Raw genomic sequence first — 21,882 nt, 5'->3', positions numbered from 1 at the left:
GGGATTCGCTCTGCCGATATGGAGGGCAACTCGCTGATATTCAATAGTGAGATTATCCGCGATTGGTCTGGATTCGCCAACCCGAATTGCCATCGCGTGTTGAGTGAAGAAAGGTCAGCGCTGTCGATAAGCGTAAAGATTAATAAGTAAGTACTTATCTATCCGTTTGTATTTGCTTGATTTTTAGGATTATTGCTAATAAAGTCGTCAGGTATCAGTCATTTACGCTGCCCCTAATCGCTTATATACTCGGGAATCGGCTATCAGCAACCAGATGGATGACATGTACCAACCTGCCGCACTCTTTATCGGCCTGCGCTATATGCGCGGGCGCGCAGCCGACCGCTTCGGTCGTTTCGTCTCCTGGCTTTCCACCATCGGTATTACCCTCGGCGTCATGGCGCTGGTGACGGTCCTGTCGGTGATGAACGGCTTTGAACGCGAACTGCAAAACAACATCCTGGGGCTGATGCCCCAGGCCATTCTTAGCGCCAAACAGGGTTCGGTGAATCCCCAACAGCTGCCGGAGCGCGAGGCGAAACTCCAGGGCGTCACCCGCGTGGCGCCGATCACCACCGGCGACGTGGTGCTGCAGAGCGCGCGCAGCGTGGCGGTCGGCGTGATGCTGGGCATCGACCCGGCGCAGAACGATCCCCTGACACCGTACCTGGTGAACGTCAAACAGAGCGATCTGCAGGCGGGCAAATATAACGTGATTCTCGGCGAGCAGCTGGCGGGCCAGCTGGGGGTGAATCGCGGCGATAAAATTCGCGTGATGGTCCCCTCCGCCAGCCAGTTTACGCCGATGGGGCGCGTGCCGAGCCAGCGTCTGTTTACAGTCATCGGCACCTTCGCCGCCAACAGCGAAGTCGATGGTTATCAGATGCTGACCAACATCGACGATGCTTCCCGTTTAATGCGCTACCCGCTGGGGAATATCACCGGCTGGCGCCTGTGGCTGGATAAACCACTGCAAGTGGATACCCTCAGCCAGCAGACGCTGCCGTCGGGCACCCAGTGGCAGGACTGGCGCGAGCGCAAGGGCGAACTGTTCCAGGCAGTGCGTATGGAGAAAAATATGATGGGCCTGCTGCTCAGCCTGATCGTCGCCGTCGCGGCCTTCAATATTATTACCTCGCTGGGAATGATGGTGATGGAGAAGCAGGGCGAAGTGGCGATCCTGCAGACCCAGGGGCTGACGCCGCGACAGATTATGGCCGTCTTTATGGTGCAGGGCGCCAGCGCCGGGATCGTCGGCGCGCTGCTGGGAGCCGTGCTTGGCGCGCTGCTGGCCAGCCAGTTGAATAATTTAATGCCGATCATCGGCGCCTTCCTTGACGGCGCGGCGCTGCCGGTGGCGATTGAGCCGCTGCAGGTCGTCGTGATCGCCCTGGTGGCGATGGCGCTGGCATTGTTGTCTACGTTGTACCCTTCCTGGCGCGCTGCCGCCACTCAACCCGCTGAGGCTTTACGTTATGAATAAGATCCTGCTGCAATGCGACAACCTGTGCAAACGCTATCAGGAAGGCAATGTGCAAACCGATGTCCTGCACAATGTCAGCTTCAGCATTGATGAAGGCGAGATGATGGCCATCGTCGGCACCTCCGGCTCCGGCAAAAGTACCCTGCTGCATCTGCTGGGCGGCCTCGATACGCCCACCTCTGGCGACGTGATTTTCTCCGGCCAGCCGATGAGCAAGCTCTCTACCGCCGCGCGCGCCGACCTGCGCAACCGCGAGCTGGGCTTTATCTATCAGTTCCACCATCTGCTGCCGGACTTTAGCGCGCTGGAAAACGTGGCGATGCCGCTGCTGATTGGCAAAAAGAAGCCGGCGGACATTGAACGTCAGGCGAAAGCGATGCTGCATGCGGTCGGGCTTGAACACCGTAGCCATCACCGTCCGTCGGAGCTCTCCGGCGGCGAACGCCAGCGGGTGGCGATTGCCCGCGCGCTGGTGAACAAACCGCGGCTGGTATTGGCGGATGAGCCGACCGGTAACCTCGACGCCCGCAACGCGGACAGCATCTTCCAGCTGCTGGGCGAACTGAACCTCGCGCAGCGCACCGCGTTTCTAGTGGTGACCCACGACCTGCAGCTGGCGAAGCGGATGAGCCGCCAGCTGGAGATGCGCGATGGCCGCCTGACCGCCGACCTGACCCTGATGGGGGCCGAGTAATGGCCTCTCCGTTATCGTTATTAATTGCATTGCGTTTCAGCCGCGGCCGGCGGCGCGGCGGCATGGTGTCGCTGATCTCGGTGATCTCCACCATCGGTATTGCGCTGGGGGTGGCGGTGCTGATCGTCGGTCTCAGCGCGATGAACGGCTTTGAGCGCGAGCTGAACCACCGCGTGCTGGCGGTGGTGCCGCACGGTGAAATCGAACCCGTGAACCAGCCGTGGAATAACTGGCAGGAGGCGCTGGCGAAGGTGCAGAAGGTGAAGGGGATTGTCGCGGCGGCGCCCTATATTAACTTCACCGGCCTGGTGGAGAGCGGCAGCAATATGCGCGCCATCCAGGTGAAAGGGGTCGACCCGCAGCAGGAAACCCGGCTCAGCGCGCTGCCCACCTTTGTGCAGAATAACGCGTGGGCCGGCTTCAAGGCCGGCGAACAGCAGGTGATTCTGGGTAAAGGCGTCGCCGATGCCCTGCACGTGAAGCAGGGGGACTGGGTGTCGATCATGATCCCTAACGCCGACGCCGACCATCAACTGCTGCAGCCGAAACGCGTCAGGCTGCATGTGACCGGTATTTTACAGCTGAGCGGCCAGCTCGATCATAGTTTTGCCATGATCCCGATGCAGGATGCGCAGCAGTACCTGGAGATGGGCGGCAGCGTGACCGGCATCGCCATCAAGGTCACCGACGTTTTCCATGCTAACAAGCTGGTGCGCGACGCCGGCGAGGTGACCAACAGCTACGTCTACATCAAGAGCTGGATTGGCACCTACGGCTATATGTATCGCGATATCCAGATGATCCGCGCCATTATGTACCTGGCGATGGTGCTGGTGATCGGCGTGGCCTGCTTCAACATCGTCTCGACGCTGGTGATGGCGGTCAAAGACAAAAGCGGCGATATTGCGGTGCTGCGCACGCTTGGCGCAAAAGACGGCTTAATTCGCGCGATTTTCGTGTGGTATGGTTTATTAGCCGGATCGGTAGGCAGCCTGTTCGGGGTGGTGATCGGCGTGATCTGCGCGTTGAATCTGACGTCAATCATCAACGGCATCGAATACCTGATTGGGCATAAATTCCTCTCCGGCGACATCTATTTTATTGACTTCCTGCCGTCTGAACTGCACTGGCTGGACGTCTTTTATGTGCTGGTGACAGCACTGTTGCTGAGTTTGCTGGCCAGCTGGTATCCCGCCCGCCGCGCCAGCCGTATCGACCCGGCGAGGGTGCTGAGTGGCCAGTAATTTATCGTCATCGTCGGCCTGGCTGACGACACAAGAGGAATTGCTGAAATGTACTATGGATTTGACATTGGCGGCAGCAAGATAGCGCTGGGCGTATTTAATCAGGAGCGGCGGCTGCAGTGGGAAAAACGCGTCGCCACGCCGAAAAGCAGTTATGAGGATTTTCTCCAGGCGGTGGAGGCGCTGGTCCGCGAGGCCGATGCGCGCTTCGACCGGCAGGGGACGGTTGGGATCGGTATCCCGGGGATGCCGGAAACGGCGGACGGCACGCTGTATGCCGCTAACGTGCCTGCCGCCAGCGGCCGGCCGCTGCGCGCCGACCTCAGCGCGCGACTGGGGCGCGATGTGCGCCTCGATAATGACGCCAACTGCTTCGCGCTGTCGGAAGCGTGGGACGATGAGTTTACGCAATACCCGCTGGTGATGGGGCTGATCCTCGGCACCGGCGTGGGCGGCGGCCTGGTGTTGAACGGTAAATCGATTACCGGACATAGCTATATCACCGGCGAGTTTGGTCATATTCGTCTGCCGGTGGATGCCCTGGAGGTGGTCGGGCGTGATTTTCCGCTGCTTCGCTGCGGCTGCGGCCAGCTGGGCTGCATTGAAAATTATCTCTCCGGCCGCGGTTTCGCCTGGCTGTATGAACATTTTTATCAGCAACCGCTTACCTCGCCGGAGATTGTGGCGCAGTGGCAGCAGCACGATCCGCGCGCCCAGGCGCATGTAGAGCGCTATCTCGATCTGCTGGCGGTGTGTCTGGGAAATATACTGACCATTGTCGACCCGGATTTGCTGGTGCTCGGCGGTGGATTATCTAACTTTACGGCCATTAGCGAAGGGCTGGCGCAGCGATTGCCGCGCCATCTTCTGCCGGTCGCCAGGGTACCGCGCATTGAGCGCGCGCGCCACGGCGATGCCGGGGGAATGCGCGGTGCGGCCTTCCTTCATCTGACCCATTAACCACAGAGGTAGCTATGCAGTCGCGCCGTTTACATCGATTGAGCCGTTTTCGTCGCAATAAACGTCAGTTGCGTGACCGTCTGCGTCAGCGGATTTTCTTTAGGGAGGACAGGATGAAGCCTGAAGCGATGGCCAAACCGAGAGTGGTGGTGTTAACCGGCGCGGGCATATCGGCGGAGTCGGGGATCAAAACTTTCCGCGCCGCCGATGGCCTGTGGGAAGAGCATCGGGTGGAAGATGTGGCGACGCCGGAAGGCTTCGCCCGCGACCCGGCGCTGGTGCAGGCGTTCTACAACGCCCGCCGTCGTCAGCTGCAGAGTCCGGAGATCGCGCCGAACGCGGCACATCTGGCGCTGGCGCGTCTGGAGGATCTGCTGGGCGACCATTTTCTGCTGGTCACCCAGAATATCGATAATCTGCATGAACGCGCCGGCAACCGCCGGGTGATCCATATGCACGGCGAGCTGCTGAAGGTGCGCTGTTCGTGGAGCGGCCAGGTGCTGGAGTGGACCGGGGACGTCACCGCAGAGGACAAATGCCACTGCTGCCAGTTCCCGGCGGCGCTGCGTCCGCACGTGGTCTGGTTTGGCGAAATGCCGCTGGGGATGGACGAGATCTACAGCGCGCTGGCCGAAGCGGATATCTTTATCGCCATCGGCACCTCCGGCCACGTCTATCCGGCGGCCGGCTTTGTGCACGAGGCGCGACTGCACGGCGCCCATACCGTTGAACTGAACCTCGAGCCCAGCCAGGTGGGCAGCGAGTTTGCCGAAAAGCACTACGGGCTGGCAAGCGAAGTGGTACCCGCCTTTATCGATAAGCTGCTGCAGGAAAACGCGCTGTAAACTGAATCAGCCTGCCGGGGGTCAGGGCGACGCCCACCGCTTCCGGCAGCGCTGTTGACAAGGATGTCACGTCATGACAGGAGTCAGACCATGCATCATCCCCTGGTCATTGCATCGATCGCCTTGATCGCGGCCATTACCATTGGCGTCTGGAGCCAGCGTGCGCTACCTGAATACGCCGATAGCCGACCGATCCTCTTCCTGCTGTGCCTGTTGATCGGCACCGGCAGCGCGTTGTGCCTGCTGCTGGATGGCTTAGCCCTGCTGTTCACCGGTCAGGTCGCGACGGGCGGTGTGCGGATATACGGCCCCATGCTGCTGCTGGTGGTGCTGTGGAAACCCCTCAACGGGATCTTCGGCATCATTGAAGATTTTGTGCAACGGCGAGCCGAAAAAGGGAAGGACAAAGACCAGCCCGACGGCGGGCGACGCTGAGCCGCTTTCCTCTGAAGCGCGCATCACGTACTCCAGGCTATCGTCAGTCCCCGGCGGTCGCTCTGGCGATATCGCCCGGACCGGCGCCGGGCAATGCCCTTCATCATATCATTCTCGGCTTCTCCTTTCTGAGCGATTACCCGCGATAATTTTGTGCGTGACCGCTGATTTCCGTACGTTTTTTTGTGCAGACCGGCAAATGTAGACCAGATTCAATAGGCGTCCGCACGTTCGCGCCGCGACCCTGTTCCCCCGCCCGGAAGTCTGTAAAGGAGACCCCGCCATGCCGTCACCGATGATTTATCAGGATCTCACTACCACCGCGCTGCTCAGCCATGCGGCGCAATACCACAGCGAGACGGAGATCGTCTCGGTGGGCGCCGGCGGTGAGAAGGAGCGCAGCAGCTGGGGGGAAGTGGCCAGCCGCGCTCAGCGGCTGGCATCGGCGCTGGCGTCGCTGGGGCTGCCGCCGGGCGCCCGCTGCGCCACCCTCGCATGGAACAATCGCCGCCACCTGGAGATCTATTTTGCCGTCGCCTCCGGCGGCTGGGTGACGCACACCGTCAATCCACGGCTGTCGGTTGACCATCTGCGGTATATCCTCAACGACGCTGCCGACGAGGTGCTGTTCTTTGACCAGACCTTTTTGCCGCTGGTGGCGCAGCTCCTGCCGCAGCTGCCGACGGTGAAACACGTCGTGCTGATGGCGCCCCGCAGCGAAGCGGCGCTCAGCCAGCTGCCCTCATTGCTGTTTTTTGACGAACTGTTGCAGCAGGGGATGGCAGACTATCGCTGGCCGCCGCTCAATGAACTGACGCCGGCCTCGCTCTGCTACACCTCGGGGACCACCGGCCGACCGAAAGGGGTGTTGAATACCCATCGTTCGCTGGTCCTGCATGCCCTGAGCGGCAATCAGCCGGACGCCGCCGGGATCTCGGCCAGGGATAGCCTGTTGCCGGTGGTGCCGATGTTCCATGTCAACGCGTGGGGGACGCCGTTTATCGCCGCCATGGTCGGCGCGCGGCTGGTGCTACCGGGGCCGCACCTCGATGGCGACAGCCTGCTGCAGCTGCTGGCCGCCGAGAAGGTGACGGTGGCGTTCGGCGTGCCGGTGATCTGGGCCGGTCTGTTGGCGGCGATGCGGCGGTCGGACATGCGGCTGCCTGATTTTAAACGTGCGTTTGTCGGGGGCTCCGCGCTGCCGCCGTCGATGATGGAGGCCTTTCAGCACGATTACGGCATTACGCTGATCCACGCCTGGGGAATGACCGAAACATCGCCCATCGGCACCATTAACACGCTGTTGAGCAAACATGACGCACTCCCGGCGCCGGAGCAGCAAAAACAGCGTACCGGTCAGGGGCGGCCTATTTTTGGCATCGAGCTACAGGTGGTGGATGTCGAGGGCGACCCACTGCCGATGGACGGTCAAAGTCAGGGATATCTGCAGGTCAGAGGGCACTGGGTGGTGGAGCAGTACTATGGTCAGGACGAAAGCGCCCTGACCGCGGCAGGCTGGTTTGATACCGGCGATATCGGTACGCTCGACGCCAATGGTTATCTGGTGATCAGCGATCGGGCAAAGGATATCATCAAGTCCGGCGGCGAGTGGATCTCCACCGTTGAGCTGGAGAATATCGCCATCGCGCATCAGGCGGTGCGCAGCGCGGCGGCCATCGCCGCCCGCCACCCGCGCTGGGACGAGCGGCCGGTGCTGCTGTGCGTTCGCGTGGAAGGGGGCGAAGTGGAAGAGAGCGATCTGCTGGCCTGGTTTGAGAAACGGGTGCCCAAATGGCAGATCCCGGACCGGGTGATATTTGTCGATGCGCTACCGGTCAGCGCCACGGGCAAGGTGCTTAAGAATCAGCTGCGCCAGGCCTATGGAGAGATATTAATGAGTGAGGGAAAATGAGCCACGCGCGACCCGGTCTGACGACCTGCTCTCAGTATGACGCAGCGCTGCACGCCTTGTCGGCGGCGCGCCAGCGCTGGGCGGAGACCTCAGTGAATCGTCGTCTGGCGCTCCTGCGCCAGATCAAGGATGCCCTGGCTTCAATTGCTCCTGCGTGGGTGGAGGCGGCGGCGAGGGCCAAAGGACTACTGCCAGGCGATCCGCTGACGGGCGAAGAGTGGCTGGCAGGCCCCTGCGCGCTGATGGTCGGCTGCAACGGGTTTATCGCCACCCTGGAGCAGCTGGAGGAGAAGACCTTTCTCCGGCGGATCCCGCTGCGGACGCTGGCGGACGGCCGCCTGGCGCTGCGGGTGGTGCCCGGCACGCTCTGGGATCGACTGTTGCTGTCTGGTGTTCGCGCTGAAATTTGGATGCAGCCGGGGGTCACCCGGGCCAATCTCGATCGCTGCGCGGCAGCCGCATACGATATCCCGCCGGCCGCGCGGCAGGGCAAGCTGGCGCTGGTGCTCGGCGCCGGGAATGTGGCCGCTATCACGCCGCTGGACGTATTACACAAACTGTTTATTGAAAATCAGGTCTGCCTGCTGAAGCTCAACCCGGTGAATGATTATCTGCACGATCTGCTGGCTCAGGCTCTGGCGCCGCTGATCGCCATGGATGCGCTCCGCATCGTCACCGGCGACGCCCAGGCGGGGGCGTGGCTGACCACCCATCCCGCTGTCGATGAGATCCATATCACCGGCTCGCGGGAGAGCCATGACGCTATCGTCTGGGGCGACGGTGAGGCGGCTCGCCAGCGTCGGGCCGCCGGGACGCCGCTGAACCCGCGACGGGTGACCTCGGAGCTGGGCGGCGTCAGCCCTACCATTATCGTCCCCGGTCCGTGGAGCGAGGCGGATATCGCTTTTCAGGCGCAGCAGCTGGCGACGCAGAAGATGAACAATGGCGGGTTTAACTGCGTGGCCAGCCAGGTGCTGATCCTGCAGCAGGGCTGGGAGCCGGCGTCGGCCCTGCTTAATCAGCTGTACCGGCTGATCGCCGCCAATACCCGTCCGGACTATTACCCCGGCGCGGAAAACCGGCTGACTGACTTTCGCCTGCGCGCCCGTCAGCCGCTGGAGATAGCCCGCGGCGACGCGCTGCCGTTGATTGTGGCGAACACCGAGGATGATCCGGACTTCTGCCAGCAGGAGGTCTTTGGCCCGGGGCTGTCGATCACCCGCCTTGAGGCCGACAGCGCGGAAAGCTTTTTGCGCCAGGCGATCGGCTATGCCAATCAGCGGCTGCAGGGCACGCTGGGGGCCAATATTGTGATCCACCCGCGCACCCGCAAGGCGATTGGGCATAAGCGTTTTAACGCGCTGATCGCCGAGCTGCGCTATGGCACGGTGGCGATCAACTGCTGGAGCGGGGTGGCCTTCCTCTTAGCTCCCTGCCCGTGGGGGGCGTTTCCCGGCCACAGGCTCGACGATATTCAGAGCGGGCAGGGCAAGGTGCATAACAGCTTTATGCTGGAGAAAACCGAGCGCACGGTGATTGAGGCGCCGTTTCGGCCGTTTCCGCGCAGTCTGTGGCATGGCGAACTGACGCTGATGCCCCTGCCGCCCTGGTTTATTACTCACCGGGGGCAGGAAGCGGTGGCGCAGCGGCTAGTGGATTTTTACCATCGGCCGCGCTGGCGCAAGCTGCCGGCGATCCTCTGGCGCGCGCTGAGGGGCTAAAGTGAGAGCAAAAAAAGGGCGGAACCGCGGTTCCGCCCTGCGGGATTAGCGGCCCGCTTTCAGCTTCTGGTAATACTCTTCATAAATAGCGCTGGCGCTGCCGACGTCATTTTGCCATTCGCCTTTCTCGATGGTGGCGGCGTCCGGATAGAGCGATTTATCGTTGGCCACGGCCGGGCTGAGCATTTTGCGCGCCGCCAGGTTTGGCGTGGGGTAGCCGATGGTTTCCGCGACCTGCTTGGCGACATCCGGGCGTAGCAGGAAGTTAATCAGCTTCAGCGCGCCGTCGACGTTTTTCGCATTTGCCGGGATCGACAGGCTGTCCATCCAGAAGATGCCGCCTTCTTTCGGCCAGATCACTTCCAGCGGCGTACCGGCCTGGCGGGCGACGTAAGCCGAACCGTTCCATACCATGCCGAGGTTCACTTCGCCTTCCATATACGGGTTCGCCGGGTTATCGGAGTTAAACGCCGCGACGTTGGGCATCAGTTTTTTCAGCTCGTTATAGGCGGCTTCAATCTCTTTCGGGTCGGTAGTGTTGCCGGAATAGCCCAGCTTACGCAGCGCTATCTGGAACACTTCGCGCGCGTCGTCGGTCAGCAGCAGGCTGCTTTTGTATTCCGGCTTCCACAGGTCGGCCCAGCTGGTGACGGTTTTCGGATCGATAGCGTCGCTGTTGACGCCGATGGCCGTCGCCCCCCAGATGTAGGGGATGGAGTAGTCGTTATTCGGGTCGAACGGTTTGTTCAGCATCTGCGGATCGAGGTTGCTGAAGTTAGTCAGCTTGCTCTTATCGATCTTCTGCAGCATGCCTTCTTTACGCATCTTGTCGACGAAGTAGGTCGACGGGACGACCAGGTCGTACGCCCCGTCTTTATAGGTCTTGAGCTTGGCGTACATGGTTTCGTTCGACTCGTAGGTCGAGTAGATAACCTTGATGCCGGTCTCTTTGGTGAACTGCTCCAGCAGGCCCGGCGGCACATATTCGGTCCAGTTGTAGAAGTAGAGCGTTTTGCTGTCGTCCGCGTGGGCGGCGCTCATGCCGATTGCCAGAGCGCCCGCCGCGAGCAGGTGGCGTGACCATTTTTTCATTTTAACGTCCCCTGAGTTTTATCACGTGCAATTAACTGACTGGCGATGACCATCACCAGCGACAGAACCAACAGTATCGTTGCCAGAGCGTTCACCTCTGGCGAAACGCCGACCTTGACCATCGAATAGATCTTCAGCGGCAGGATTTCATACCCCGGACCGGTGACGAACGAGGAGACCACCACGTCATCCATCGACAGCGTGAAGCTCAGCAGCCACCCGGCCGCCACCGCCGGCAGGGCCAGCGGCAGGATGATTTTGCGCAGGATGGTCATCTCGCTGGCGCCCAGATCTTTCGCCGCCTCCAGCATCCGCACATCGAAGCCTTTCAGCCGGGAGTAAACGGTGACCACCACAAACGGCAGGCAAAAGGTGATATGCGAAAACAGCAGCGACCAGAAGCCAAGCTGGACGCCAATCAGCATAAACAGCACCAGCAGGGAGATGGCCATGACAATATCGGGCGACATCATCACCACAAACAGCATGCCGCTAACGAACGGTTTGCCGCGAAAACGGTAGCGGTACAGCGCCACGGCGGTTAGCGAGCCGATAAGGGTGGCGAAGGTCGCCGACAGCACCGCCATGGTCAGCGAGTGCTGGGCGGCCTGCAGCAGGCTATCGTTGTTCATCAGCAGACTATACCAGTCGGTGGTGAACCCCTGCCAGTTGATGCCGAAGCGCGACCGGTTAAACGAGTTAACGATCAGAATAATAATAGGGATGTAGAGATACGCGTAGATGGCGGTCATAAAGCCGCCGCGCAGCAGTCGACCGATCATTCCAGCTCCACCTTTTTATTCAGCAGGCGCGCCGCGCGCCAGTAAATCAACAGCATCAGGCCCATCACCAGGGTTAAGGTAATGCTGGTTGCCGCGCCGAACGGCCAGTCGCGAATATTGAGGAACTGGCTCTTGATCACATTGCCGATCAGCAGGTTCTTGGCGCCGCCCATCAGGTCGGAAACGTAGAACAGCCCCATCGCCGGCAACATGACCAGCAGGCAGCCGGCGATGATCCCCGGCATGGTCAGAGGAATGATGATGCGGATAAACGTCTGCAGCTTGCTGGCGCCGAGATCTTTCGCCGCTTCCAGCAGCGGCCGATCCAGTTTCTCAATGCTGGAGTAGAGCGGCATCACCATAAACGGCAGCAGGATGTACACCAGGCCGATAATCACCGCCGACGGGGTGAACATAATGCGTATCGGCGTGTCGATCACTCCCAGCCACAGGAGAAACTCGTTCAGGTAGCCTTTGGTGCTGAGGAAAATCTTCAGCCCGTAGATGCGGATCAACGAGTTGGTCCAGAAGGGAACGATCAGCAGGAACAGCAGCAGGGGCCGCACCTTCTGCGGCAGCCGGGCAAGGAACCACGCAAACGGGTAGCCCAGCGCCAGGCAGGCAAGGGTCGCCAGCAGCGCCATGTTCAGCGAATGCAGCAGCACGTCGTAATAGAGCGGATCCAGCAACCGCGAGTAGTTGTCCAGCGTGAAGACCAGCTTGACGAAGTTAGCGTCGTCGCGGGTCAGGAAGCTGGTGGCGATGATCATCAGGTTGGGCAGAAAGACAAACAGCACCAGCCAACCGACGATGGTGGCGATCACCACATTCTGGAATTTACTGGTGTTCTTCATCGGCCAGCACCACCTCCCAGCTCTCCACCCAATTGATAGACATTTTCTGGTCAAGAGAGTGGTCGAAATCCGGGTCGTCTTCGTTAAAGAATTCGCTGACCATCACCATTTTGCCGTTTTCCAGCTCCACCACCGACTCGAGAGTCATGCCCTTATAGTTGCGCTCGCGCACATAGCCGATCAGGCCGTCGGCGTCGCTGTTGTGGTGGATCTCATCGACGCGCAGATCTTCCGGGCGCAGCAGGACATGCAGACGCTGGCCGGCCTCCACCGCAAAATTGACGGTGATGTTGCATTCACGCCCTTCCACGCTGGCCCGCACGCGCTGTTCGTCGAGGCGTTCAATGACCGTGGCGTCGAAGATATTAATCTCGCCGATAAAGCTGGCGACGAACAGGTTTTTTGGCTCTTCGTAGATCTCGCGCGGGGTGCCGTCCTGTTCGATTTTGCCATCACGCATCACCACGATGCGATCGGACATGGTCAGGGCCTCTTCCTGGTCGTGAGTGACGAAGACGAAGGTGATGCCGAGCTTACGTTGCAGCGCTTTCAGTTCGTTCTGCATCTGCTTGCGCAGCTTGTAATCCAGCGCCGAAAGGGACTCATCGAGCAGCAGCAGGCGCGGTTTGTTGACCACCGCGCGGGCGATGGCCACGCGCTGCTGCTGGCCGCCGGAGAGCTGGTGCGGTTTGCGCTGGGCAAACGTCTCCAGCTGCACCATCTTTAAGGCATCCATCACCCGCGGAGTGATTTCCGCCGCCGGGGTTTTCTGCATCCGCAGGCCGAAGGCGACGTTCTCGAACACCGTCATATGCGGAAACAGGGCGTAGCTTTGGAATACGGTATTAACGTGGCGGTTTTCCGCCGGAACATGAGTGATATCGTGATCTTCGAGATGGATCCGTCCGCTGTCGACGTTTTCCAGGCCGGCGATAAGGCGCAGAACGGTGGTTTTACCGCAGCCAGAGGGGCCAAGCAGGGTGAGAAACTCACCATTGTTGATGGTCAGGTTAAGGTTATCGATGACCGTTTTACCATCAAAGCTTTTGCGAATTCCCGCCAGTTGCACCAGCGGCGAACGCGAACGCGGTTGTATATTCAATTTTTGACTCTGTCCCATGTAGACGCAACGGAAACTTCCGACCGCTGCGGGGTTTGTGATTAACCACCTTTGGGGTTGCACGTTTTTAATAAGGGCCAGCATTCTACGGCAAACGAGGGTAATCGCCAATCCTTGATACGCCTGCATAGTCTACCTTTACACCATAACGTCGGTTCCGTTATTAAATTTCGCTTTACGGGCTAAGAATGACCTGACGCAATATTTGTCTTTTCTGGCTTATCAATAATGTTGTCACAAAAGAAGAGGGTGGCTACATGGATAAATTGCTTGAGCGTTTTTTGCAGTACGTTTCTTTGGACACGCAGTCGAAGCCTGGCGTTCGTCAGGTCCCCAGCACGGAAGGGCAGTGGAAGCTGTTACGCCTGTTGCAGGCGCAGCTGGAAGAAATGGGACTGGTCAAGGTAACGCTGAGTGAAAAAGGGACGGTAATGGGAACCCTGCCTGCCAACGTCGAGGGCGATATCCCGGCCATCGGCTTTATCTCTCACGTCGACACCTCCCCGGATTTCAGCGGCAAAAACGTTAACCCGCAGATTGTCGAAAACTATCGCGGCGGCGATATTGCGCTGGGTATCGGCGATGAGGTGCTCTCCCCGGTGATGTTCCCGGTTCTCCATCAGCTTTTGGGGCAGACGCTGATCACCACCGACGGGAAAACGCTGCTGGGGGCGGACGATAAGGCCGGCATCGCCGAGATCATGACCGCGCTGGCGACCCTGCAGGCGAAAAATATCCCCCACGGCGATATCCGCGTGGCCTTCACCCCCGATGAAGAGGTCGGAAAAGGGGCGAAACATTTCGACGTCGAGGCCTTTGACGCCCGCTGGGCCTATACCGTTGACGGCGGCGGGGTCGGCGAACTGGAGTTTGAAAACTTCAATGCCGCCTCGGTGACCATTAAGATCGTCGGCAACAACGTGCACCCCGGCACTGCGAAAGGGGTGATGGTCAACGCGCTGTCGCTGGCCGCGCGGATTCATGCCGAAGTGCCGGCCGACGAGGCGCCGGAGACTACCGAAGGCTATGAAGGCTTTTATCATCTCACCAGTATCAAAGGCAGCGTCGATCGGGCCGAGATGCACTACATCATCCGCGATTTTGACCGTAAGCACTTCGAGGCGCGCAAGCGCAAGATGATGGAGATCGCCAAAAAGGTGGGCAAGGGGCTACACCCGGACTGCTATATCGAGCTGGTGATCGAGGACAATTATTACAACATGCATGAGCAGGTGATCGCCCATCCGCACGTGGTCGATATTGCCCGCCAGGCCATGGTGGACTGCGATATCGAACCGCAGATGAAGCCGATCCGCGGCGGTACCGACGGGGCGCAGCTCTCGTTTATGGGACTGCCATGCCCGAACCTGTTTACCGGCGGCTACAACTATCACGGCAAACATGAGTTTGTCACCCTGGAAGGGATGGAGAAAGCGGTGCAGGTGATCGTGCGTATCGCCGAGCTGACGGCGGCACGAAAAGGGCATTAATCTTCTCAGGCAGCCCGGTAGGGCCGCGTGTCGGACAAGACGCCGGATGGCGGCTGCGCCTTATCCGGCCTACGGTCCAACCGGTGACTGCTGACCCCGTAGGCCCGGCAAGCGCAGCGCCGCCGGGCGGTCAACAGCAGAGCGGGTACTTGTCTTCGTGCCGGATGGCGGCTGCGCCTTATCCGGCCTACGGCCCAACCGGTGGCCGCGGAACCCGTAGGCCCGGCAAGCGCAGCGCCGCCGGGCAGGATGGCACTCAGTCGCCAAAGAACCAGTAGCCGCTGTTGACCAGCGCCGCCAGCATGGCGAGGAAAGAGGGATCTTCCAGCGCATCGCCAAAATGGTCGGCGCGCAGCGTCAGGTGGGTGGCTAAGGCGTCCAGCGCCGGGCGGTGCGGAGAGTTGATCTTCTCGCCATTGACGAACACCTCGCCGTCAATGCGCAGCACCCGCAGGCCGCCCAAGCGTTCCAGGGTATCGCCCTGCTGCAGGGCATCGTAAATTTCATCGGGCTGATACGGCGGCTCCGGCGGCGCGACGTCGAGCTCATGACGCGACTGAGTGATAAACTCGCCGAACCACTGCTTAAAGTGCTCCGGTTGGTTAATCAGCCCCAGCATCATCTCGCGCAGGCGGTCGAGTTCGGCCGGTAAAATATCCGCCGGATGGTCGCGGGAGGGCACGTCCGGATCGGCGTAGCGCTGGCTGCCCAGTTCGCGCTGGAGAACATAGTCGGCAAAGCCGCTGAACAGCTCGCGGGCATTCGGCGCGCGATAGCCGACCGAATAGTTCAGCGAATTTTCCAGCGAATATCCCTCATGCGGGAATCCTGGCGGAATATAGAGAATATCGCCCGGCTCCATCTCTTCATCGATGATCGCCTCGAAGGGGTCAACCTGCAGCAGGTCCGGATGCGGGCAGTGCTGTTTCATCGGCACTTTTTCCCCGACGCGCCAGCGCCGACGGCCAGTGCCCTGGATGATAAACACATCATACTGATCCAGATGTGGGCCGACGCCGCCGCCCGGTACGGAGAAGGAGATCATCAGGTCGTCGATACGCCAGTCCGGCAGGGCGCGGAACGGGTGCATCAGCGCCGCCGACGGCTCATGCCAGTGGTTGACCGCCTGTACCAGCAGGGACCAGTTGTTTTCGCTCAGGTGATCGTAGCTTTCGAAGGGACCGTGACTGACCTGCCATTTTCCATCCTGATGGCTGACAAGGCGGCTATCGACCTCGCTCTCCATGGCCAGTCCAGCCAGTTCGTCCGGGCTCAGCGGGTCGATAAAATTGGCGAAGCCGCGCTTCAGTACCACCGGCCGTTTTTGCCAGTAGCGTTCGATAAAGTCGGGCCAGTTAAGCGTTAATTGATAATCCATATTGATATTCCACTGCAGGTGTCTGACAGGGATTATAACGGATGCGGCGCCCCGGCGATGCAGGCGCCGTGAAAAAACTCAACGATTAACTCTCTTTATCTTCCATCAGCTGGCGGCCAAACACCACCTCCATGCAGGCGCCGCCGAGCAGGCTCTCGCCGGCGATGATCTCCCCGTCATATTGTTCGACGATTTCCCGGGCGACGGAGAGCCCCACCCCCTGGCCGGGACGTAGAGTATCCGCCCGCTGACCGCGGTCGAAGACAGCGCGGCGCTGGCTCGGCGGGATCCCCGGCCCATCGTCTTCCACCAGAATGTGCAGATGGCTGTCGGTGGTCTGGCGCACGGAAACCTCCACGAACTCCAGACAGTACTTACAGGCGTTATCGAGAACGTTACCCATCACTTCCATAAAATCGTTCTGCTCGCCGACAAAACTGATCTCCGGCGAGATGTCGAGCGAGATATTGACCCCCTTGCGCTGATAAACCTTATTGAGGGCGGAGGTCAGGCTGTCGAGCAGTGGGGCGATCGGGTGCAGCTCCCGGCTCAGCAAGGTGCCGCCGCTGCGCATGCTGGCGCGATGCAGATAGTAACCAATCTGCTGCGAAATACGGCTGATCTGCTCCAGCATCACCGGCTCCGCCTCGTCGACGCTGATCTTCTCGCCGCGCAGCGAGCGCAACGTGCTCTGCATCACCGCCAGCGGCGTTTTCAGGCTGTGGGTAAGATCGGTGAGGGTGGTGCGGTATTTGTCATAGCGTTCACGCTCGCTGCGAACCAGCCGGTTAAGGTTGCTGACCAGCCGGGTCAGCTCGCGGGTGGTGTTGGGATTGAGCTTCTCGCGGTGATGTTCCTCCAGCTCGCGCACCTCTTTGGCCAGCGACTCGATGGGGCGCAGGCTCCACCAGGCGGCGACCCACAGCAGGGGGATCACCAGCAACAGGTTGGCGGCCAGCACGTAGATAAACCAGCTCCACACCATATAGCTGCGCTTGAGCTCCACCGGGATGGTGTCGACCACCACGATACTGAGCTGGGGCATTTTGCTGGTGGCCGGGTAGAAGTTGATCGCCACCGAGTGGGTCATCTCCGAATCGTCGCCCTGTTCGCGGATGGCGTCCAGCTGTTCCTGAACCTCATGGTTATTGCGCAACAGCATACTGCTGCTGTCGACATCGGCTTCAATTTCATGGAAGCCATTGCGTTTCAGCCAATCCGGTTGAATGCGTTTTGTCAGCCAGGGAACATCGCGCTGCGCCCACAGCAGTTTGCCCTTCTCATCGTAAATAAGGGTCACCGTCGGGCTTTCCATATTCAGATTTTCCGGGATATCGACGTCAATGGCGCCGTTCTCCCATTTGGCCAGCATATAAAAGAGATTGCTCTCGCCGCGCAGCAGACGGAAGGTGGTTTTATCGAAGCTGACGCTGTAGCCCACCAGCGCCACCATGCCATAAGCCAGGGAGAGCACCAGCACCACCCCGGCGGTCGCCAGCAGGAAGCGAACCCGTAACGACAGCGGGAAAATATGCCGCAACAGTCCCTTCATCAGCGCAGTTCGAACAGATAGCCCTGGCCGCGCACCGTAGTGATGACGTCCTGCGGGTATTCAGCCTGAATTTTCTTACGCAGCCGGCCCATCAGCACGTCGATGGTATGGCTTTCACGCAGTTCGGCATCCGGGTAAAGCTGGAGCATCAGGGAATCCTTACTGACCACTTTGCCGCGATTGCGGATCAGGGTTTCCATAATGGTGTACTCAAAAGCCGTCAGCTTGATCGGCTGGTCGTTCACCGACAGCTCGCGCCGGGAGAGGTCGACCTGGAACGGCGGCAGAGAGATCACCTGCGAGGCCAGGCCGCTGTTGCGGCGCAGCAGCGCCTGCATGCGGGCGGCAACCTCTTCAATATGGAAAGGCTTGGTGACGTAATCATCCGCCCCGGCGCTCAGCACTTCGACTTTATCCTGCCAACCTTCGCGGGCGGTCAGCACCAGCACCGGCAGTGACACGTCGTGGCTGCGCCAGCGGCGGATCAACGATAATCCATCTTCGTCCGGCAGACCGAGATCGACGATGGCGATATCCGGGAGATGTTCGCCCAGATAGTAATCCGCTTCCTTGGCATCCTCTGCGGCATCGACCTGATGGCCCAGCTCCTGTAGCTGAACTTTAAGGTGGTGACGCAGCAGGGCATTATCCTCAACCACGAGTACGCGCATGGCTGTTCTCCCTAGCAATTTCGAAAGTAGTCTGACGCTTATTATATACGCAAAATATAAACAGCTGTTAAATAAAGCTTTTTATACAAACGGCGTGCAGCATCGCCGGGCAGGTCGGCGTTGGGCGGCGCCTTTTGCGCACGGGCATGGAACTCCTTCATTCTATGCGTATTTTCAGCAAACGCCCAGCGGCAGGGCGCGGGCAGCGGCGGGTTGGTGATGTTAATTTTTTGTGTAATAGTGCTGGAATTATCCCTCAATGACGCCGCAGGTTATCCATTATGTCTCAGCAGCAGAGCGCGGACTGGGTCAGGCTGGCGCAGTCGCCCAGTCGGACGGAGCGCATCGAAGCCTTCTTCGGCGGCCACGGCTATGAGCCGCACCGGCACGACACCTACGCCATCGGCCAGACGATCGCCGGCGTGCAGAGCTTTCACTATCGCGGCGGTCTACAGCACAGTCTGCCCGGCGGGACGATGGTCCTTCACCCGGACGAAATACACGATGGCGAGGCGGGCACCGAGGCGGGGTTTCACTACCGCATGGCCTATATCGAACCCGCGTTGATCCAGAAGATACTCGGCGGCAGGCCATTGCCGTTTATCCCCGGCGGCCTGTCGGCGGATCCACGGCTACGTCGCGCCGCGCAACCGTTGTTGAAAGCGGTCACGGCTACCTTCGAGCCGCTGGAGGAAGAGGACGCCCTGTACGACCTGGCGCAGACCCTGGCCGTGGTCGGTGGGCAGCGTTCCCGTCGCCAGGCGTTTGATTATCAGGCGGCGGAGAGGGCCCGGGAGTATATCCATGCCTGTTTTATGCAGGATATGACCCTCGACATCCTGTCGCAGGTCAGCGGCCGGGACCGCTGGAGCCTGAGCCGCGATTTCAGAACGCTGTATGGCACCAGTCCGTGGCGTTACGTCATGATGCGCCGGCTCGATTTTTGTCGCCAGCGGATGCGCGCCGGGGAGCGTCTGGTGGATATTGCCGCCGAGGCGGGCTTTGCCGACCAGAGCCACATGACGCGCCAGTTTATCAGCCGCTTTGGCCTCTCTCCGGGGCGCTGGCTGCGGGCGATCCGCGGCTAAGGCGGCGCAGGTTGCACAATCGTTCAAGCGTGACCGCGGCGCGGTGAACTATGCTGACTGCCTTTATCACAAGGAGACAGCCTATGTATCAACTCGTTAATTTTGCTCATAAATTTTCCCTGTTCAGCGAACAATGGCAGCCCAAAGTGGTGGCCGAAATGAACGATTATCAGTTCAAGATCGTGCGCATCGCCGGCGACTTTATCTGGCACAGCCATCCGGAAACCGATGAGACGCTGATGGTGGTGGAGGGGGTATTGCGCGTGGACTTCCGCGACGGACATGTGCTGGTGAAGGCCGGGGAGATGATCGTCGTGCCGCGCGGGGTGGAACATAAGACCTCGGCGGAGATGGAAGCGAAGCTGCTGCTGATTGAACCGCGCGGGGTGCTGAATACCGGCCACGAGGGCGGCGAGCGGACGGCGGTGAACGACGTCTGGATCTGATCGCCTTCCGGCGATAAAACGCCCCTCTTTCCGGCGGAAAGAGGGGCAGGGCGATTACTTCAGCTCGTCAACCATGGTGGTTGCCCGACCGATATAGTTGGCCGGGGTCATCGCTTTGAGACGCACTTTTTCCTCTTCCGGCAGGGCGAGGCTGTCAATAAACTGCTTCATCCCTTCCGCGTCAACGCGTTTGCCGCGGGTCAGCTCTTTCAGCTTCTCGTACGGTTTTTCGATACCGTAACGACGCATCACGGTCTGGATCGGCTCAGCCAGTACTTCCCAGTTGTGATCCAGTTCGTCCAGCAGGCGATCCTGGTTCAGCTCCAGCTTGCTGATCCCTTTGAGGGTGGACTGATAGGCGATCAGCGCATAGCCGATGCCCACGCCGAGGTTACGCAGGACGGTGGAGTCGGTCAGGTCGCGCTGCCAGCGGGAAACCGGCAGTTTGCTGGCCAGGTGCTGCATGACCGCATTGGCCAGGCCGAGGTTGCCTTCGGAGTTTTCGAAGTCAATCGGGTTCACCTTGTGCGGCATGGTGGAGGAGCCGATTTCCCCGGCGATGGTCTTCTGTTTGAAGTGGTTGAGCGCGATGTAGCCCCACACGTCGCGATCGAAGTCGATCAGAATGGTGTTGAAGCGCGCGATGCAGTCAAACAGCTCAGCGATATAGTCATGCGGCTCGATCTGCGTGGTGTACGGGTTCCACTGAATGCCCAGCGAAGTGACAAACTCTTCGCTGAACTGATGCCAGTCGACTTCCGGGTAGGCGGCGATGTGGGCGTTGTAGTTACCCACCGCGCCGTTGATTTTACCGAGGATTTCCACCTGGTTCAGCTGACGGTACTGGCGCTCCATACGGTAGGCGACGTTCGCCATCTCTTTACCCATGGTGGACGGCGTCGCCGGCTGGCCGTGGGTACGGGAGAGCAGCGGTACATCGCGGTACTGGGTCGCCAGATCTTTTACCGCGTCAATCAGCTTGCGCCAGTAAGGCAGAACCACTTCGTCGCGGGCGGTTTTCAGCATCAGCGCGTGGGAGAGGTTATTGATATCTTCGGACGTACAGGCGAAGTGAATAAACTCCGACACGGCGTGCAGTTCGGCGACGTCAGCGACTTTCTCTTTCAGAAAGTACTCTACCGCTTTCACGTCGTGGTTAGTGGTGCGCTCGATGGTTTTGATGCGCTCGGCGTCTTCGACGCTGAAATCGGCGACGATTTTGTCAAGGAAACCGTTTGCGTCGGCAGCAAAAGCAGGAACTTCCTTGATCGCTGCGTGGGCGGCCAGTTTTTGCAGCCAACGTACTTCCACCTGAACGCGGAATTTCAGCAAACCGAATTCGCTGAAGATACCGCGCAGCGCGCTGACTTTATCGCCGTAGCGGCCGTCTACAGGGGAAACGGCGGTCAGTGAGGATAATTCCATAGATCACAACTCCGGGGTTAAATGAGCAAGAATTTGCTTTGCCTGGTTAACCAGACGATTACGGGAAAACATAAGCTGCAGACGTCCGCCGCCCACCTGATGCCAGAGCACCGCGGCGCGAATCCCCGCCAGCAGCGCTGAGCGAACTTTCGCCTGCACCTGCGGGCTTTGCAGCACGGCAGGGGAGCCGGTCACCTGAATACGCGGGCCCAGCGGGCTTATCACATCGACATAGATGCCCGCCATGGCGCTGAGCAGCGTTTCGGACTGCAGGTCAAAGTGCTCCAGCTGACGGTGCAGGCCGGCGATGCGGTTGCCGAGCGTGTCCATCGCCCCTTTACTGGCGGCGAGCTTGCGCTCCAGCACCATCAGGCTCAGGGTATAGCGGGTGAGTTCCGCATTGAGGCCCTGACGGCTGCTGGTATTGAGCACCCCGAGCAGCGTTTCAAGGCCGAGGCGAAGATTGGCTTCACTGCCACCGAACACCGCCAGCGTCGACTCGGGATCGAGGTCGATGATGCTGTTCAGCGACACATGCAGGGCATCGCTGTCGCAATGTCCCTGATGCGCCAGTTGCTGAACCAGTCGCGCCGCCTGGCAAACGCCAGCCAGCGCCAGGGTGATGTCATAGTAATTCTTCGCCACACATACTCCTTGTCAGCCGCCGGGGCGGTTCGTCCCGGCGGAAAT

22 protein-coding genes are annotated in these 21,882 nt (G+C 60.0%); 12 read left to right on the top strand and 10 right to left on the bottom strand.

The features are described from left to right. Window positions 1-18 precede the first annotated feature (18 nt). The 9 genes from ACLH1U_RS10690 (at window position 19) to ACLH1U_RS10650 (ending at window position 9,294) form a co-directional block, all read left to right on the top strand. The gene (locus ACLH1U_RS10690) at window positions 19-150 is read left to right on the top strand and encodes a hypothetical protein (RefSeq protein WP_032428740.1); all 132 of its coding nucleotides are present in this window, start codon (window positions 19-21) and stop codon (window positions 148-150) included. Window positions 151-283: 133 nt separating this feature from the next. Next, window positions 284-1,483 carry a lipoprotein-releasing ABC transporter permease subunit LolC gene (gene lolC / locus ACLH1U_RS10685; RefSeq protein ID WP_023289151.1) on the top strand — a complete coding sequence of 400 codons (1,200 nt, stop codon included), beginning with the start codon at window positions 284-286 and terminating at the stop codon, window positions 1,481-1,483. Next, window positions 1,476-2,177 carry a lipoprotein-releasing ABC transporter ATP-binding protein LolD gene (gene lolD, locus ACLH1U_RS10680; RefSeq protein ID WP_032452447.1) on the top strand — a complete coding sequence of 234 codons (702 nt, stop codon included), beginning with the start codon at window positions 1,476-1,478 and terminating at the stop codon, window positions 2,175-2,177. Before lolC ends, lolD begins: the two co-directional genes overlap by 8 nt. Continuing rightward, window positions 2,177-3,421, top strand: coding sequence for a lipoprotein-releasing ABC transporter permease subunit LolE (gene lolE / locus ACLH1U_RS10675; protein ID WP_023289152.1), 1,245 nt, complete (start codon window positions 2,177-2,179; stop codon window positions 3,419-3,421). The genes lolD and lolE overlap by 1 nt, the downstream gene beginning before the upstream one ends. 48 nt (window positions 3,422-3,469) lie before the next feature. Continuing rightward, complete coding sequence (nagK, locus tag ACLH1U_RS10670) at window positions 3,470-4,381, top strand: N-acetylglucosamine kinase (RefSeq protein WP_048334696.1); 912 nt, start codon at window positions 3,470-3,472, stop codon at window positions 4,379-4,381. A 14-nt stretch (window positions 4,382-4,395) separates the two neighbouring features. Further along, window positions 4,396-5,226: a Sir2 family NAD+-dependent deacetylase gene (gene cobB, locus ACLH1U_RS10665; RefSeq protein WP_017898959.1), complete on the top strand. Its 831-nt coding sequence runs from the start codon at window positions 4,396-4,398 to the stop codon at window positions 5,224-5,226. A gap of 90 nt (window positions 5,227-5,316) precedes the next feature. Continuing rightward, the gene (locus tag ACLH1U_RS10660) at window positions 5,317-5,661 is read left to right on the top strand and encodes a hypothetical protein (protein WP_101861897.1); all 345 of its coding nucleotides are present in this window, start codon (window positions 5,317-5,319) and stop codon (window positions 5,659-5,661) included. A 283-nt stretch (window positions 5,662-5,944) separates the two neighbouring features. After that, on the top strand, window positions 5,945-7,573 hold the full coding sequence (locus ACLH1U_RS10655; RefSeq protein ID WP_044522103.1) for a long-chain fatty acid--CoA ligase: 1,629 nt from the start codon (window positions 5,945-5,947) through the stop codon (window positions 7,571-7,573). Further along, window positions 7,570-9,294 (top strand): aldehyde dehydrogenase family protein, encoded by a 1,725-nt coding sequence (locus ACLH1U_RS10650; RefSeq protein ID WP_411299235.1) that lies wholly within the window; start codon window positions 7,570-7,572, stop codon window positions 9,292-9,294. The genes ACLH1U_RS10655 and ACLH1U_RS10650 overlap by 4 nt, the downstream gene beginning before the upstream one ends. 45 nt (window positions 9,295-9,339) lie before the next feature. Here the strand turns inward: ACLH1U_RS10650 and potD are convergent, their stop codons facing one another. Genes potD through potA form a run of 4 tightly spaced genes read right to left on the bottom strand, consistent with a single transcriptional unit; the run spans window position 9,340 to window position 13,142 of the window. Further along, on the bottom strand, window positions 9,340-10,386 hold the full coding sequence (gene potD, locus ACLH1U_RS10645; RefSeq protein ID WP_023289157.1) for a spermidine/putrescine ABC transporter substrate-binding protein PotD: 1,047 nt from the start codon (window positions 10,384-10,386) through the stop codon (window positions 9,340-9,342). Then, window positions 10,383-11,168 carry a spermidine/putrescine ABC transporter permease PotC gene (gene potC, locus ACLH1U_RS10640; protein ID WP_004150813.1) on the bottom strand — a complete coding sequence of 262 codons (786 nt, stop codon included), beginning with the start codon at window positions 11,166-11,168 and terminating at the stop codon, window positions 10,383-10,385. The genes potD and potC overlap by 4 nt, the downstream gene beginning before the upstream one ends. Further along, window positions 11,165-12,022, bottom strand: coding sequence for a spermidine/putrescine ABC transporter permease PotB (gene potB / locus ACLH1U_RS10635; protein WP_004150812.1), 858 nt, complete (start codon window positions 12,020-12,022; stop codon window positions 11,165-11,167). Before potB ends, potC begins: the two co-directional genes overlap by 4 nt. Then, on the bottom strand, window positions 12,006-13,142 hold the full coding sequence (gene potA / locus ACLH1U_RS10630; RefSeq protein ID WP_032452454.1) for a spermidine/putrescine ABC transporter ATP-binding protein PotA: 1,137 nt from the start codon (window positions 13,140-13,142) through the stop codon (window positions 12,006-12,008). Before potA ends, potB begins: the two co-directional genes overlap by 17 nt. A gap of 257 nt (window positions 13,143-13,399) precedes the next feature. Between potA and pepT the strand changes: the two genes are divergently transcribed. Further along, window positions 13,400-14,632, top strand: coding sequence for a peptidase T (gene pepT / locus ACLH1U_RS10625; protein ID WP_032452455.1), 1,233 nt, complete (start codon window positions 13,400-13,402; stop codon window positions 14,630-14,632). 256 nt (window positions 14,633-14,888) lie between these two features. Here pepT and ACLH1U_RS10620 read toward each other — a convergent pair whose 3' ends face one another. The 4 genes from ACLH1U_RS10620 to ACLH1U_RS10605 all read right to left on the bottom strand — a co-directional run bounded on the left by ACLH1U_RS10620 (window position 14,889) and on the right by ACLH1U_RS10605 (window position 18,493). Then, complete coding sequence (locus tag ACLH1U_RS10620) at window positions 14,889-16,010, bottom strand: cupin domain-containing protein (protein ID WP_004206634.1); 1,122 nt, start codon at window positions 16,008-16,010, stop codon at window positions 14,889-14,891. Between the two features lie 85 nt (window positions 16,011-16,095). Further along, complete coding sequence (gene phoQ / locus ACLH1U_RS10615; RefSeq protein ID WP_004206635.1) at window positions 16,096-17,562, bottom strand: two-component system sensor histidine kinase PhoQ; 1,467 nt, start codon at window positions 17,560-17,562, stop codon at window positions 16,096-16,098. Continuing rightward, complete coding sequence (phoP, locus tag ACLH1U_RS10610; RefSeq protein WP_004206636.1) at window positions 17,562-18,233, bottom strand: two-component system response regulator PhoP; 672 nt, start codon at window positions 18,231-18,233, stop codon at window positions 17,562-17,564. The genes phoQ and phoP overlap by 1 nt, the downstream gene beginning before the upstream one ends. A gap of 41 nt (window positions 18,234-18,274) precedes the next feature. Next, window positions 18,275-18,493 (bottom strand): hypothetical protein, encoded by a 219-nt coding sequence (locus ACLH1U_RS10605; RefSeq protein WP_131729221.1) that lies wholly within the window; start codon window positions 18,491-18,493, stop codon window positions 18,275-18,277. 21 nt (window positions 18,494-18,514) lie between these two features. Between ACLH1U_RS10605 and ACLH1U_RS10600 the strand changes: the two genes are divergently transcribed. Together ACLH1U_RS10600 and ACLH1U_RS10595 are read left to right on the top strand one after the other, a co-directional pair. Continuing rightward, window positions 18,515-19,321 carry an AraC family transcriptional regulator gene (locus ACLH1U_RS10600; protein WP_023289162.1) on the top strand — a complete coding sequence of 269 codons (807 nt, stop codon included), beginning with the start codon at window positions 18,515-18,517 and terminating at the stop codon, window positions 19,319-19,321. An 83-nt stretch (window positions 19,322-19,404) separates the two neighbouring features. Further along, window positions 19,405-19,767, top strand: coding sequence for a cupin domain-containing protein (locus tag ACLH1U_RS10595; protein WP_060592455.1), 363 nt, complete (start codon window positions 19,405-19,407; stop codon window positions 19,765-19,767). A gap of 54 nt (window positions 19,768-19,821) precedes the next feature. Here ACLH1U_RS10595 and purB read toward each other — a convergent pair whose 3' ends face one another. Both purB and hflD read right to left on the bottom strand, forming a co-directional pair. Beyond that, complete coding sequence (gene purB, locus ACLH1U_RS10590; RefSeq protein WP_004176557.1) at window positions 19,822-21,192, bottom strand: adenylosuccinate lyase; 1,371 nt, start codon at window positions 21,190-21,192, stop codon at window positions 19,822-19,824. Window positions 21,193-21,195: 3 nt separating this feature from the next. After that, a complete protein-coding gene (hflD, locus tag ACLH1U_RS10585; protein WP_004140557.1) occupies window positions 21,196-21,837 on the bottom strand; it encodes a high frequency lysogenization protein HflD in 642 nt (213 codons plus the stop codon). Between the last annotated feature and the right edge of the window lie 45 nt (window positions 21,838-21,882).

This window comes from Klebsiella sp. 1SOBk5mer (assembly GCF_046603115.1).
Lineage (GTDB): Bacteria > Pseudomonadota > Gammaproteobacteria > Enterobacterales > Enterobacteriaceae > Klebsiella > Klebsiella quasipneumoniae.
This window is presented reverse-complemented; position numbering and strand designations above follow the sequence as displayed.

Coding starts and splice junctions, on each gene's coding strand:
- ACLH1U_RS10690 (WP_032428740.1), top strand. CDS start 19: ATGGAGGGCAACTCGCTGATATTCAATAGTGAGATTATCCGCGATTGG.
- lolC (WP_023289151.1), top strand. CDS start 284: ATGTACCAACCTGCCGCACTCTTTATCGGCCTGCGCTATATGCGCGGG.
- lolD (WP_032452447.1), top strand. CDS start 1,476: ATGAATAAGATCCTGCTGCAATGCGACAACCTGTGCAAACGCTATCAG.
- lolE (WP_023289152.1), top strand. CDS start 2,177: ATGGCCTCTCCGTTATCGTTATTAATTGCATTGCGTTTCAGCCGCGGC.
- nagK (WP_048334696.1), top strand. CDS start 3,470: ATGTACTATGGATTTGACATTGGCGGCAGCAAGATAGCGCTGGGCGTA.
- cobB (WP_017898959.1), top strand. CDS start 4,396: ATGCAGTCGCGCCGTTTACATCGATTGAGCCGTTTTCGTCGCAATAAA.
- ACLH1U_RS10660 (WP_101861897.1), top strand. CDS start 5,317: ATGCATCATCCCCTGGTCATTGCATCGATCGCCTTGATCGCGGCCATT.
- ACLH1U_RS10655 (WP_044522103.1), top strand. CDS start 5,945: ATGCCGTCACCGATGATTTATCAGGATCTCACTACCACCGCGCTGCTC.
- ACLH1U_RS10650 (WP_411299235.1), top strand. CDS start 7,570: ATGAGCCACGCGCGACCCGGTCTGACGACCTGCTCTCAGTATGACGCA.
- potD (WP_023289157.1), bottom strand. CDS start 10,386: ATGAAAAAATGGTCACGCCACCTGCTCGCGGCGGGCGCTCTGGCAATC.
- potC (WP_004150813.1), bottom strand. CDS start 11,168: ATGATCGGTCGACTGCTGCGCGGCGGCTTTATGACCGCCATCTACGCG.
- potB (WP_004150812.1), bottom strand. CDS start 12,022: ATGAAGAACACCAGTAAATTCCAGAATGTGGTGATCGCCACCATCGTC.
- potA (WP_032452454.1), bottom strand. CDS start 13,142: ATGGGACAGAGTCAAAAATTGAATATACAACCGCGTTCGCGTTCGCCG.
- pepT (WP_032452455.1), top strand. CDS start 13,400: ATGGATAAATTGCTTGAGCGTTTTTTGCAGTACGTTTCTTTGGACACG.
- ACLH1U_RS10620 (WP_004206634.1), bottom strand. CDS start 16,010: ATGGATTATCAATTAACGCTTAACTGGCCCGACTTTATCGAACGCTAC.
- phoQ (WP_004206635.1), bottom strand. CDS start 17,562: ATGAAGGGACTGTTGCGGCATATTTTCCCGCTGTCGTTACGGGTTCGC.
- phoP (WP_004206636.1), bottom strand. CDS start 18,233: ATGCGCGTACTCGTGGTTGAGGATAATGCCCTGCTGCGTCACCACCTT.
- ACLH1U_RS10600 (WP_023289162.1), top strand. CDS start 18,515: ATGTCTCAGCAGCAGAGCGCGGACTGGGTCAGGCTGGCGCAGTCGCCC.
- ACLH1U_RS10595 (WP_060592455.1), top strand. CDS start 19,405: ATGTATCAACTCGTTAATTTTGCTCATAAATTTTCCCTGTTCAGCGAA.
- purB (WP_004176557.1), bottom strand. CDS start 21,192: ATGGAATTATCCTCACTGACCGCCGTTTCCCCTGTAGACGGCCGCTAC.